The sequence below is a fragment of the Runella sp. R5_40 genome, assembly GCF_057652295.1.
In genome coordinates this window covers 54,564-70,489 of sequence record NZ_JBYFCH010000031.1, presented here as the reverse complement: position 1 = coordinate 70,489, position 15,926 = coordinate 54,564, and the positions used below count along the sequence as shown (strand labels likewise).

At 50.2% G+C, this 15,926-nt stretch carries 1 protein-coding gene; it reads right to left on the bottom strand.

Annotated elements, in window-relative coordinates; translation table 11 throughout:
• Nucleotides 1-15,758 (bottom strand): beta strand repeat-containing protein (locus AC23N5_RS29105; RefSeq protein ID WP_487758210.1); only part of this gene is annotated, 15,758 nt, incomplete at its 3' end.
• Between the last annotated feature and the right edge of the window lie 168 nt (nt 15,759-15,926).

The window sequence follows — 15,926 nt, the reverse complement described above, 5'->3', positions numbered from 1 at the left end:
CAATTGGCGTCGCAAGCCGCTTGGTAGCGGTGGGGTTGGTTATTGGACGGTTGGGAAACTGGGGCTGTCGCTGACCATTCGCTCCATGCACCACTACCTACTTGTACTCGCCAAACGGGTGACCCCGAAACACACAAACCCGAAACCGTAAACTGTAAACCGTTCACAGGATTCGCATCCGTATCGCACAAAACTGGGTTATTGCCTTCGTTTAGGGTTTGTTGAAGCGTCGTTAGCGTGATCGTTGGTTTGTTTTGGACGGCTACACTACTTGCAACGTTTGGCGAAACACAGCCGCCAGCATTGCTCACCGTAAGGCTGTAAGAAATTGAACTACCCGTCGCTGGCCCACTCAAATTCACCACAATCGGCGTTGAAGGTAGTGTTCCGTAGGTAACCGATGTAATTCCTACTCCCGTAATCGAATAACTTAGTGGGCTGCCCGTCGTGGCCGTGTAAGGTATTGTGAAGGAAGTCGCTCCTGCACAAATAGGCGCGCTTGCTGCCGTTGTGATGCTTATATTGCTAGGGGGCACAGTAATCACTACATCCCCACTCGCCAACGACACGCAGCCTGCATCATTCGTCACCGTAAACGTGTATATGCCTGACACCAACCCTGAAACCGTCGTCGCCGCGCCCGTGCCCGTGCTAGTTACCGAACCAGGGTTGCGCGTCAATGTCCATGTACCACTCGAGGGTAAACCACTCAACGCTACGCTTCCTGTGGCAGTCGAACATGTCGGTTGCGTTATTGTGCCTACTGTTGGCTGGGCTGGAGCAGATGGAACTGCATTCACCGTCAAAGCCAAACTCGTTGATATACAGCCTGTGGTCGTGTTCTTCGCTGTCACATTATAATTCCCCGCATCCAAATTATTGAACGTCGCCGAAGTTTGATACGTACCGCCAAGGCTGTATTCGATACCCGTTCCAACGGGGGCCGTCACCACAATCGTCCCTTTTGGCGTAGTACACGTTGGTTGTACCGTCACCGAAGCTGTTGGTTGAGCAGGAGCTGATGGTACTGCATTTACCGTCAAAGCCAAACTCGGTGAAATACAACCCGTGACCACGTCCTTCGCTGTTACATTGTAATTCCCCGCGTCCAAATTACTGAACGTCGCCGAGGTTTGGTACGCCCCGCCAAGACTGTACTGAATATCTGCGCCTGTAGGGGCCGTCACCACAACTGTCCCTTTTGGCGTGGTACACGTCGGTTGTACCGTCACCGAAGCTGTTGGTTGGGCTGGAGCAGATGGAACCGCATTCACCGTCAAAGCCAAACTCGGTGATATACAACCCGTGGTCGTGTTCTTCGCTGTCACATTATAATTCCCCGCATCCAAATTACTGAACGTTGCTGAGGCTTGGTACGCCCCGCCAAGACTATATTCGATGCCCGTCCCAACGGGGGCTGTCACCACAATTGTCCCTTTCGGCGTGGTACACGTTGGTTGTACCGTCACCGAAGCCGTTGGTTGAGCAGGGGCCGATGGAACCGCATTCACCGTCAACGCTAAACTCGGTGAAATACAACCCGTCACCACGTCCTTCGCTGTCACGTTGTAATTTCCCGCGTCCAAATTACTGAACGTCGCCGAAGTTTGGTACGTACCGCCAAGGCTGTATTCGATGCCCGTCCCCACGGGAGCCGTCACTACAATTGTCCCTTTTGGCGTGGTACACGTCGGTTGTACTGTCACCGAAGCTGTTGGCGTTGCGGGTGCTGATGGCACTGCATTTGCCGTCAACGCTAAACTCGTTGAAATACAACCCGTTGCTACGTCCTTCGCCGTAACATTATAATTCCCTGCATCCAAATTACTGAACGTCGCCGAAGCTTGATACGTACCGCCAAGGCTGTATTGAATATCTGTGCCTGTAGGGGCTGTCACCACAATCGTTCCTTTTGGCGTGGTACACGTCGGTTGTACTGTCACCGAAGCCGTTGGTTGGGCGGGAGCAGATGGCACTGCATTCACCGTCAACGCTAAACTCGTTGATATACAACCCGTGGCTACGTCTTTCGCCGTCACGTTGTAATTCCCTGCATCCAAATTACTGAACGTCGCCGAAGCTTGGTACGTACCGCCAAGACTGTATTCGATGCCCGTCCCAACGGGGGCCGTCACCACAATTGTCCCTTTCGGCGTAGTACATGTCGGTTGTACCGTCACCGAAGCCGTTGGTTGGGCAGGGGCTGATGGCACTGCATTCACCGTCAACGCTAAACTCGGTGAAATACAACCCGTTGCTACGTCTTTCGCTGTCACATTGTAATTCCCTGCATCCAAATTACTGAACGTCGCCGAAGTTTGGTACGTACCGCCAAGGCTGTATTCGATACCCGTCCCAACGGGGGCTGCCACCACAATTGTTCCTTTTGGCGTGGTGCACGTCGGTTGAATAGTCACCGAAGCTGTTGGCTGAGCGGGGGCAGATGGAACCGCATTCACCGTCAAAGCCAAACTCGTTGATATACAACCCGTGGCTACGTCTTTCGCTGTTACATTGTAATTCCCCGCATCCAAATTACTGAACGTCGCCGAAGTTTGGTACGTACCGCCAAGGCTGTATTGAATATCGGTGCCTGTAGGGGCTGTCACCACAACCGTCCCTTTCGGCGTGGTACACGTCGGTTGTACTGTCACCGAAGCCGTTGGCTGGGCTGGGGCCGATGGCACCGCATTCACCGTCAAAGCCAAACTCGGTGATATACAACCCGTGGTCGTGTTCTTCGCTGTTACATTATAATTCCCCGCATCCAAATTACTGAACGTCGCCGAAGTTTGATACGTACCGCCAAGGCTGTATTGAATATCTGTGCCTGTAGGGGCTGTCACCACAATCGTCCCTTTCGGCGTGGTGCACGTCGGTTGTACCGTCACCGAAGCCGTTGGTTGAGCGGGGGCTGATGGCACTGCATTCACCGTCAACGCTAAACTCGTTGATATACAGCCTGTAGTCGTGTTCTTCGCTGTCACATTATAATTCCCTGCATCCAAATTACTGAACGTCGCCGAAGTTTGGTACGTACCGCCAAGGCTGTATTGAATATCGGTGCCTGTAGGGGCTGTCACCACAATCGTCCCTTTCGGCGTGGTACACGTCGGTTGTACTGTCACCGAAGCCGTTGGCTGGGCAGGAGCAGATGGAACCACATTCACCGTCAAAGCCAAACTCGGTGAAATACAACCCGTTGCCACGTCTTTCGCCGTCACATTATAATTCCCTGCATCCAAATTACTGAACGTCGCCGAAGCTTGGTACGTACCGCCAAGACTGTATTCGATGCCCGTCCCAACGGGGGCCGTCACCACAATTGTCCCTTTCGGCGTAGTACATGTCGGTTGTACCGTCACCGAAGCCGTTGGTTGGGCAGGGGCTGATGGCACTGCATTCACCGTCAACGCTAAACTCGGTGAAATACAACCCGTTGCTACGTCTTTCGCTGTCACATTGTAATTCCCTGCATCCAAATTACTGAACGTCGCCGAAGTTTGGTACGTACCGCCAAGGCTGTATTCGATACCCGTCCCAACGGGGGCTGCCACCACAATTGTTCCTTTTGGCGTGGTGCACGTCGGTTGAATAGTCACCGAAGCTGTTGGCTGAGCAGGAGCTGATGGCACCGCATTCACCGTCAAAGCCAAACTCGGTGAAATACAACCAGTGGCTACGTCTTTCGCTGTCACATTATAATTCCCTGCATCCAAATTACTGAACGTCGCCGAAGTTTGGTACGCCCCGCCAAGGCTGTATTCGATACCCGTCCCAACGGGGGCCGTCACCACAATTGTTCCTTTTGGCGTGGTGCACGTCGGTTGTACCGTCACCGAAGCCGTTGGTTGAGCTGGGGCAGATGGCACCGCATTCACCGTCAAAGCCAAACTCGGTGAAATACAACCCGTTGCCACGTCTTTCGCTGTCACATTATAATTCCCCGCATCCAAATTACTGAACGTCGCCGAAGTTTGATACATACCGCCAAGGCTGTATTCGATGCCCGTCCCAACGGGGGCTGTCACCACAATTGTCCCTTTTGGCGTGGTACACGTCGGCTGTACCGTCACCGAAGCAGTTGGTTGGGCTGGAGCAGATGGAACCGCATTCACCGTCAAAGCCAAACTCGTTGATATACAACCCGTTGCCACGTCTTTCGCTGTCACATTATAATTCCCTGCATCCAAATTACTGAACGTCGCCGAAGTTTGGTAAGTACCGCCAAGACTGTATTGAATATCGGTGCCTGTAGGGGCTGTCACCACAATTGTCCCTTTCGGCGTAGTACATGTCGGTTGTACCGTCACCGAAGCCGTTGGTTGGGCTGGAGCAGAGGGCACTGCATTCACCGTCAACGCTAAACTCGGTGAAATACAACCCGTTGCCACGTCTTTCGCTGTCACATTATAATTCCCTGCATCCAAATTACTGAACGTTGCCGAAGCTTGATACGTACCGCCAAGACTGTATTCGATGCCCGTTCCAACGGGGGCTGTCACCACAATTGTTCCTTTCGGCGTGGTACACGTCGGTTGTGCTGTCACCGAAGCTGTTGGTTGAGCTGGAGCAGATGGAACCGCATTCACCGTCAACGCTAAAGTCGGTGAAATACAACCCGTCACCACGTCCTTCGCTGTCACGTTGTAATTTCCCGCGTCCAAATTACTGAACGTCGCCGAAGCTTGGTACGTACCGCCAAGGCTGTATTCGATGCCCGTCCCAACGGGGGCTGTCACCACAATCGTCCCTTTCGGCGTGGTACACGTCGGTTGTACTGTCACCGAAGCTGTTGGTTGAGCGGGGGCAGATGGAACCGCATTCACCGTCAAAACCAAACTCGGTGATATACAACCTGTTGCTACGTCCTTCGCTGTCACATTATAATTCCCTGCATCCAAATTACTGAACGTCGCCGAAGCTTGGTACGTACCGCCAAGGCTGTATTCGATGCCCGTCCCAACGGGGGCTGTCACCACAATTGTCCCTTTCGGCGTGGTACACGTTGGTTGTACCGTCACCGAAGCCGTTGGCGTTGCGGGGTTTTGGTTGAAAGTAATAGTTACATCATCGGTAGAAGTACAACTTCCATTCGTAATCGTCCAACGCAATGTGTAAGTGCTTCCTGCCGTCCCGCTAAACGTTGATGTCGGGCTCGAAGCATCGCCAAACGTTCCTCCTGTACCACTTACCACAGTCCAGACACCCGTTCCGACCGTTGGCGTGTTACCCGCTAAAGTCACCTGCGTTGTACCACACGCTGGAGTTTGGTCAAGACCCGCATTCGCCGTCGTCGGGTTTTGGTTGAAACTAATCGTTACATCATCGCTAGAAGTACAACTTCCATTTGTAATCGTCCAGCGCAATGTATAACTATTACCTGCTATCCCGTTAAAAGTTGACGTCGGGCTCGAAGTATTACCAAACGTTCCACCCGTGCCACTTACCACACTCCAAATACCCGTACCGATCGTTGGCGTGTTACCTGCTAAAGTCACCTGCGTTGTTCCACAGGCTGGAGTTTGGTCAGGACCCGCATTGGAAGTCGTTGGGTTTTGGTTGAAAGTAATAATCACATCATCGGTAGAAGTACAACTTCCATTCGTGGTCGTCCAACGCAATGTGTAAGTACTTCCTGCGGTCCCGTTAAAAGTTGACATTGAGCTCGAAGCATCGCCAAACGTTCCTCCTGTCCCACTTAACACACTCCAAACACCCGTTCCGACCGTTGGCGTGTTACCTGCTAAAGTCACCTGCGCTGTACCACAGGCTGGAGTTTGGTCAGGACCCGCATTGGATACCGTCGGGTTTTGGTTGAAACTAATCGTTACATCATCGGTAGAAGTACAACTTCCATTCGTGGTCGTCCAACGCAATGTGTAAGTACTTCCTGCGGTCCCGTTAAACGTTGACGTCGGACTCGAAGCATCGCCAAACGTTCCTCCTGTACCACTTACCACTGTCCAGACACCCGTTCCGACCGTTGGCGTGTTACCCGCTAAAGTCACCTGCGTTGTACCACACGCTGGAATTTGGTCAAGACCCGCATTCGCCGTCGTCGGGTTTTGGTTGAAACTAATCGTTACATCATCGGTAGAAGTACAACTTCCATTTGTAATCGTCCAGCGCAATGTATAACTATTACCTGCTATCCCGTTAAAAGTTGACGTCGGGCTCGAAACAGTACCAAACGTTCCACCCGTGCCACTTACCACACTCCAAATACCCGTACCGATCGTCGGTGCATTACCTGCTAAAGTCACCTGCGTTGTTCCACAGGCTGGAGTTTGGTCAGGACCCGCATTGGAAGTCGTTGGGTTTTGGTTGAAAGTAATAATCACATCATCGGTAGAAGTACAACTTCCATTCGTGGTCGTCCAACGCAATGTATAAGCAATACCTGCGGTCCCGTTAAAAGTTGATGTCGTGCTCGAAGCATTGGCAAACGTTCCACCCGTACCACTTACCACAGTCCAGACACCCGTTCCGACCGTTGGTGCATTACCTGCCAAAGTCACCTGCGTTGTACCGCAAGCTGGGGTTTGGTCAGGACCTGCATTAGATACCGTCGGGTTTTGGTTGAAACTAATCGTTACATCATCGGTAGAAGTACAACTTCCATTCGTAATCGTCCAACGCAATGTGTAAGTGCTTCCTGCCGTTCCGCTAAATGTTGATGTCGGGCTATTCGCATTACCAAAGGTCCCGCCTGTACCGCTTACCACACTCCATGAACCCGTACCTACTGTCGGCGTATTGCCCGACAAAGTAACCTGCGTCACACCGCAAGTAGTCGCTCCCGTTTGGTCGGGACCAGCGTTAGAGGTTGTCGGGTTTTGATTGAAACTAATCGTTACATCATCGGTAGAAGTACAACTTCCATTCGTAATCGTCCAACGCAATGTGTAAGTGCTTCCTGCCGTCCCGCTAAACGTTGACGTCGGGCTCGAAACAGTACCAAAGGTTCCTCCTGTACCGCTTACCACACTCCATGAACCCGTACCTACCGTCGGCGTATTGCCCGACAAAGTCACCTGCGTTATACCGCAAGCTGGAGTTTGGTCGTCGCCTGCACTGGAAGTCGTTGGGTTTTGCGTGAACGCTACACTCACATCGTCCGTTGAGGCGCTGCATTGCCCATTGCTTATCGTCCAGCGAAGTACATAACTATTGCCCGCTACGCCTGTAAAACTTGATGTAGCACTATTCGCATCCCCAAACGTTCCTCCCGTGCCACTCACCACACTCCAGACACCCGTCCCTACCGTCGGTGCATTGCCTGCTAAAGTCACCTGCGTTGTACCGCAAGCTGGAGTTTGGTCAGGCCCCGCATTGGATACCGTGGGGCATACTTGCTCCACCGTTATCACTACATCATTGTTATTCGTCCCCCCCGTATAACTAATCGTCGCATTCAACCCTGAATTTAAAAAGTTTGGCAGCGTTGCCCCCTGCGCTAAACCCGCAAATGTACCACTGATGGCGTCTGTACCATCATTGTCCACGATGACAAACGTCTCCCCTCCTACCAGCGTAGGCGTTCCGTTCAACACCAAGTTGGAACCCGACAAATTTACCCCGCCTACTACTTTGAGTTGGGTGTAGGTACTGCCCGTACCGTAGATGGAAATGTTTAAATCGCCCTCCAACGTCAGCGTACTCGCCGTTACATCCGTTCTGTTGAAGGTCGTTGGTTTGATGGCGGCAGGTGAGCTGCCTGGGTCTAACAGCAACGTACCTCCTCCTGTATTGAAACCACCACCGCTCATGTTTATGTCGCCCCCACTAATCAGTTGTACATTGGTTGATGTAGAACGAGTAACCCCTCCTGACGAGACACTGATGGCCCCCGCAGTAGCATCCCCAATGATGAGCGTTCCCGTCGTCATGCGATCGAGCTCCGCATCGGACAAACTTAATGGACCACTCATAGGGTCATTAGAGAAACCGAGGTTAATTTGCGTACCCGCAGTGAAGGGGCGAAGCCAGAGCGTAGAAACCGAATTGGTACTTAAAGAAGCCTGAATATTCATGCTGTTAGCAATGAGGCTCAGGTTACCGCCGTTAGTAGCTGTGCTAATCAAACCCAAGCCCGTTATATCAATTCCATAGCTATTAGCTCCACTTCCTCCCGTTCCTGTAACACTCACATTTCCTCCCGAGGAAGTAATCGAACTTGTGCCCGAAATAGTCACCCCAGTACAAAACCCTCCCCCTGAGGCTCCACCGTTGCCTACTACATTTACCGTATTGCCGTGGATTTGACCACCACTAGATACAAAAACTCCATCCTGAGCCCCTCCAGCATCATTCCCTCCTTTACCCTTCACCGTAACAGAACCACTGCCCGTCGATTGAAGGGAACTACTAGTTCCAACAATCCGTACCCCACTAAAATCACCCGAGGTGGGTATCAATTGTTGATTGGCTTCTACCAATAAATTCCCATCGACCGTTTCTAAACTCCCACCGTTAATAATATTCACGTATTTACTTACTTTGACCGTGGCCGCTCCTGTACCCGTCAATTTTACGTTCGCACTAGTGCCAATTGTCACCACATCAACCCCAGGAGTTACATCGTCGTTTTGTAAATCCAAATCAAGGTTCGCGTTTGCTGCAAAGGTGATGTCTCCGTTGAAATTCACCGCATCATTGCCCGTGCCACCATTGATGGTTAATGAAGGCATATTCGCCGTAAATGCACCGACGTTGATGATGTCGTTGCCATTGGCAGTATTGACCACAATGCTTGTGATACCCGAAAGAGCCACGTCGGCAGGTGTAGTGAAAGCGGTAGTTGTTCCGCCATTGATAGCATAGGTACGACCCGTTACATTGAAACGAATATTAGTACTGTTTTGTGAAATGTCCAGTGTTTCACCGTTGCCCGAAACATCCGTGATGGTGAGCACGTTGCCCGTTGTGGTAATGGTATAGTCGAGCACCATCGTTATTACCACGTCATTGTTATCGGTTCCTCCCGTGTAACTGATCCTCGCATTTAACCCTGAATTTAAAAAGTTTGGCAGCGTTGCCCCCTGCGCTAAACCCGCAAATGTACCTGTGATGGCGTCTGTACCATCATTGTCCACGATGACAAACGTCTCTCCTCCTACCAAGGGTGTCGTTCCGCTCAACACCAAGTTGGCTCCTGACAAATTCACCCCGCCCACTACCTTGAGTTGGCTGTAGCTACTGCCCGTACCGTCTCCTGCCGTCGTACCGTTGATGGCAATGTTTAAATCGCCCCCCAACGTCAGCGTACTCGCCGTCACATCCGTCCCGTTGAAGGTTGGTTTGATGGCAGCAGGTGAGCTGCCTGGGTCTAACAGCAACGTACCTCCTCCTGTATTGAAACCACCACCGCTCATGTTTATGTCGCCCCCACTAATCAGTTGTACATTGGTTGATGTAGAACGAGTAACCCCTGCCGAGACATTGATGGCCCCCGCAGTAGCATCTCCAACGATGAGCGTTCCCGCCGTTATGCGATCGAATTCATCCGCTGACAAGCTCAATGGCCCACCAATGGGTTTTGCGGATGTAACGAGGTTAATTTGCGTACCCACGGTAAAAGGCTGTAACTTGAGTGTAGAAGTCGAATTAGTACCTAAAGGGGATAATATGTTCATGCTGTTGGCGATAAGACTGATATTACCCCCGTTAGTGGCTGTACTAATAGAGCCCATACCAAGGTAAAGCCCTACACTGAATGTCCCATTTCCTTCTTTTCCCGTCACACTCACATCTCCGCCCGAAGAGGTAATCAATGAACCAGACTCCGAAACATACACCCCAAAATTGCCTGCCCCCGTTGAAGTGCCACCGTTGCCCACTACTGTCACACTCCCCATACCCCCTGCCGTAATTTGACCTCGACCGTTTACATAAATACCGTAGTTACCCGAACTTGTTCCCGTACCTCCTCCTGTACCCGTAACACTCACATTCCCGCCCGTAGAAGTAATTACCCCGTTAGCAAGAACAAAAACACCATTACTAGCTCCCACCGTAGAAGCTCCCCCGTTGCCTACTACATTTACCGTATTTCCTTTGATTTGACTACTACCCATGACACGAACCCCAACCTGTCCCGTTATAGCACTATTTCCGCCTCTACCCTTCACCGTAACGGAACCACTTGTCGATTGCAGCAGACTGCTCAGTTCAAGATACACTCCATAAAAATTACCCGAGGTAGGTGTAGATTGTTGGTTGGCTTCTACCAATAGGTTACCGTTTACCGTTTCTAAACTCCCCCCTCTAGCAATAGTCACGTTTTTACTTACTTTGACCGTGGCCGCTCCTGTACCCGTCAGTTTTACGTTCGCATCAGTGGCAATCGTCACTGCATCGACCCCAGGAGTTACATCGTCGTTTTGTAAATCCAAATCAAGGTTCGCATTCGCCGCAAAGGTGATTTCTCCGTTGAAATTCACCTCATCGTCGCCCGTGCCACCGTTGATGGTTAATGAAGGCAGATTCGCCGTAAATGCACCGACGTTGATGATGTCGTTGCCATTGGCAGTATTGACCACAATGCTTGTGATACCCGAAAGAGCCACGTCGGCAGGTGTAGTGAAAGCGGTAGTCGTTCCACTATTGATAGCGTAGGTACGACCCGTTACGTTGAAACGAATATTAGTACTGTTTTGTGAAATATCCAGTGTTTCGCCGTTGCCCGAGACATCCGTGATGGTGAGAACGTTGCCCGTTGTGGTGATGGTATAGTCGGGTACTACCGTAGCCACCGTAATCACTACATCATTGTTATTAGTACCTGCCGTGTAACTAATCGTCGCATTTAAGCCTGAATTTAAGAAGTTTGACAACGTTGCACCTTGAGCGAAATTAGTAAAGGTACCACTGATGGCTTCTGTACCGTCGTTGTCCACTATCACAAACGTCTCTCCTCCTACCAGCGAAGGCGTACCGCTCAACACCAAGTTAGACCCCGACAAATTCACCCCGCCCACTACCTTGAGTTGGCTGTAGGTACTGCCCGTACCGTCTCCGACAGGCGTACCGTTGATAGCAATGTTTAAATCGCCCCCCACCGTCATCGTACTCGCTGTCACATCCGTCCCGTTGAAGGTTGGTTTGATGGCCGACGACGAGCTGCCTGGGTCAAGCAGTAAAGTACCGCCACCCGTATTAAACCCACCGCCACTGATAATAACATCGCCACCACTCACCAGTTGCACATTGGTACTCGTAGGCCGAGAAATAGGTTGTATAACCGTGATGTTGCCACTGTTAGCATCACCAATGATAAGGGTACCAGTCGTAATCCGATCCAATTCAGAATCTGCCAGCCCTAACGGCCCATTGGGCGTATCGTTGGAAGTGCCAAGGTTAATCTGCACCCCGTTGCTGCGTTGACGCAGCGTAGTAGTACCACTGTTGGTGGTTGAGACCGTAGATACACTGCCAATAAATATACTGTTAGCTGTAAGGCTAATGTTACCACCATTGGTAGCAGTAGTGATACTACCTTGATTGACGATACCAACGGCACCAGAGCCCTCAATGCCCAAAATAGTGATATCGCCACCGCTAGAAGTAATCTGGCCTAAACCCTCCGTCTTAACCCCATAATTTGCACCATCGCTCGTGGGACCACCCGTACCATTGACGGTAACCGTACCCGTTCCACCAGCCGATATAGTGCTCAAACCAACACCAGTCGCATTATATACATAAACACCAATATTAGTGCCACTGGGTGAGGTTGTTCCGCCTCCTGTCCCATTTACGGTGACGTTGCCACCCGAAGAAGAAACCAAAGCATCAGTCCCCACAACATATACCCCATAATTGTTGGCTCCTGCCCCTGGCCCCCCTGTACCGTTGAGGGTCAAAGTGCTGCTATTGCCCGAAATAATCTGACCACCATTCTGCACAATTACCCCGTAGTTGTTTCGTGAAGAACCCGTACCTCCGCCTTGCCCAGTTACACTGACGTTGCCACCAGAAGAGGTAATTTGGGTATTGGCATTTTCGACCAATACCCCGTAGTTGGAATTTCCGCTAATGGTAGCACCTGTACCATTGACGGTAACCGTACCCATACCACCCGCCGTTATTTTTGCGGCAAAGGCCACCCGAATACCAATACTACTGCCTGCAGTACTCATACCACCGCCTAAGCCAGTTACTCTAACATTTCCGCCCGAGGAGGTAATTTGAGACACAAGGGTAGAGCCATTGACAAATACCCCATAGTTAATCCCCCCAAAACTAGCGCCGCCTGTTCCATCTACGGTTACGGAGCCATTGCCACCTGCGGTAATAGTACCACCCAATTCCAACAAAACACCATAATTATTGTTACTGCTATTCGTACCACCACCAGTTCCAGTCACCGTTACATTCCCACCAGATGAGGTGATAGATGTAGTGGTTGAACCTGCTATATAAACACCCGTGTTAAAATTACCGCTACCTGCGCCGCCCGTACCGCTCACCGTTACAGTGCCACTTCCGCCCGCAGTGATGATACCATTGTTACTGACGGCCACCCCTTGGCAGTAGGAACTGCTACCACCACTTCCACCCGAGCCCGTGACCAATACAGCCCCGCCCAAAGAGGTAATTCGGGTATTAGAGCCCGTCACCTCCACACCGATATTGTTACTGCTCCATGCAACGCCCACGCTACCCTCAATGGTAGCTGCACTGCTGATACCGCCACTGATCAATCCAGCACTTCGCACGGATACTCCATATTGACTTGCGGAAAAGTCATCACCACTTTTTCCTTTGACCGTCATCGTTCCTGTACCATTGACTCGCACGGTAGCTCCATTAACCAATATTCCAACAAAACTACCAGTACTAGCCGTGGCTTGTTGGTTAGCTTCTATCGTCAGGTTGCCGTTGCTAGTTTCGAGTGAAGAGCTACTGGCAAAATTTATATTTTTGCTTACTTTTAGCGTAGCGGCACCTGTACCTGACAAAATGAGATTAGCCCCCGAGCTAAAGGCCACTACGTCAGTGCCTGGGATAGCATTATCGTTTTGTAAATCCACGTCTAGGTTGGCATTGGTGGCAAAAGTAATGTCACCGTTAAAGTTTACTTGATCGTTTCCTATTCCGCCGATGATGGTCAAACTGGGCAGATTGCTTGTAAATGCCTCTACATTAATAATGTCATTACCCGTGGCGGTGTTGATGGTAATCGAACTGGCACTTGCTAGTGCTACATTCGCTGGAAAGTTCTCGGGAATCCCTCCATTCAAAGAATAGGTACGTCCCGTTACATTAAACTGGATATTGGAACCGCTTTGACTGGCGCTGAGTGTTTCGCCGTTGCCCGCTAAGTCGGTAATGACGATGGCCCCAGAAGTAGTAGTGATGGTATAATCGGGGGAACAAAGGCCACCTTCGTCTATGGAGCCGTTACAGTTGTTATCGATACCATCGCAGATTTCGGTGGCACCCGGTCTGATTGCAGAATTGTTATCGTTACAATCGCCTGAGGTAGCCGATAATTCAGTAGCTACTTTATAGCCTGTCGGACGTAAACACTGGGTAATGGTAGATGCACCCGTTTGGGCATAGCCATCGTTATCCGTATCTTTATACCAAACCTGTCCAGGTTTTTCCAGTGCATCATTGTCATCACAATCGGTGTTGTTGGTCACGTAGCCACTTGGTTGAGTGCAGGCAGTCTGGGTGATTGCGGGATTCCCAAAACCGTCTCCATCTTGATCCCGATAGTAAGTAACATTTCCGCCAGCTTGTGATTCGTAAGCACCCATATCGTATCCTCCTTGAGCAGGACGTGGATTATTATCCAAATCGGTACTTGGCGCCCCAGTAGAAGTACCCGCATTCATTGCTGGAGAGCAACTTTGCAAGCGCAAATTTCCCCCCGCCGCATCGACAAAATTGGGATTGGTATTAAAGAGGCTATTGTCATTGGTCGCTCCCGATGGCGCACTGGCACCGCTGATGAGACTGTAGGAAAGCGTCATCGTAGCAGAGCTCTGCATCAAAATTTCATTGGTGTTTTGCCATAAAATAGAATTGCGAAGCAGTAAGGGATTGGTTGGAGAAGTTGAATTACTATAATGAATTGCGCTACCACCATTGGTTGCACTGTTGTTGTAAAAAGTGCTATTGGTAAATGTCGCATTAATGTTTGCGTTGGAAGCCCCCGACATTGAATAAGCCCCCCCATTATTTCCCGCTGTATTATTTAGAAAAGTACAGTTGGTAAAAGCTAGGTCAACGCTGCGGGAACCACCTCCTGTAAAATAATAAGCCCCACCATTGACAGTAGCGGTGTTATTTGTAAAAATACATTTACTAAAGGTATGATTTAGGATACCCCCAGAAGCCGAGGCAAAAACCGCAGCGCCATTACCAGCCCCACTATTGCCACTAAAGGTACAATTTGAAAAAGTTGCGGTTCCGTTTCCAGATGCTGCGGCTTCATGGTATGCCCCACCCCTGGAAGATGAAGTCGAAGTATTGCTCGAGAACGTGCAATTATTGACGGTAGTGTTCGTACGTCCTCCATTTGAATTGGAATAAATACCAGCGCCATAATCATTTACAGTGTTTCCCGACAAGCTTGAATTTTCGACCAATAGGCTGGCCGTTCCACCCGAAATTCCACCAACATTGCCACTATTATGTATGGCTGGCCCAGAATTGCCCTGAAGTTTACAGTTGCGAATGGTAGCACTAGTCCCAAACGGAAAGCCAACCCCATCATTGGCTATACCTCCGCCAGGATAGCCATTAGCCAACTTCCCTGCGGTAACCGTAAAACCATCGAGTGTCACCCCTGCTTCGACATTCTTGATATATACTACCGCATGGGCGTTTGTTCCTTGTATATCACTTGCCGTAACGGCAGGATTGGCCGTATCGTTGTTGTCTATATCCCCACTCAAGATGGTTTGGTTAGAGGCAACGTTTCTTTGTGAAAGTAGGGTTTCGGTACCCGCAAAGCCACCATAGAGGACTATAGGGAAGTCGATTTGAAAAGTTTTGGTGTTGACAGGTGAGGGGCTAGCATTTCCAGATGCATCTACAGAAGGCTTATATGTACCCGCAGCAACCCAAATTTCCTGAATGTTGCTGCAGCCGCTGGCATAATCAATGGCGCTTTGTAGGCTGGTATAGGCATTCGTCCAGGAAGTACCATTATTGGAACCACTGGCGTTCTGTTTTACATAAAGGCGCGTTGCTCCACCGCAGGAAGGGGTAGCAGCCTTCGTATAAACACCGATAACCCTGAAGTCCCCCCCTGAACTAATCGGTGCCCCATTGTGGTAAGCCTGTCCGCCCGTATAAAAGCTGGTAGTATTTCGAAAAACGGTAACCGAATTTGCAGAAGAAGTTGACACCCGAAAAGTGTATTGATCACCTGCAATAAAAGCTTTGGTACCACTACCTCCAGAAATTTTGATAAATAGGTAATCTCCCCGTTGGGTCATTGCAATACCCGTCTGAGAGTACTGCAGGGTTCCACCAAAGCCATCTCCTTGATAGATATCTAGTCGCCATACCGCGCTTTCATCAATAGAAGTAGTGCCCGAGCCCGAATAAATCGAGAGCCCAGCAAATTCACCAGTGCAACCGCTGTCCATGGTAATACTTTGCGCAAAATCGCGGGTTGTGAATCCAGTCGAGGAGCCTGGGCTGCCTGTGTGTACACACAAGGTCTGGCCAAAAACCAGCGTCATACGGCTGAGGCCAACCAGTAATAAACACAGAAAAATAAATAGTCTTTTCATGTGATTGAGATGAATTAAAGTGATACCCAAAATTCAGGATTTGTGAGACACAGGTGTTATCTCATTTTGGACTTTCTTTTGCTCATTTTGAACAATAAAAAAATCCCCTCAGCGGGGATTTTAATTTTTATTAACTCAAAATGGACTTTCTTTTCCTCATTTTGAACA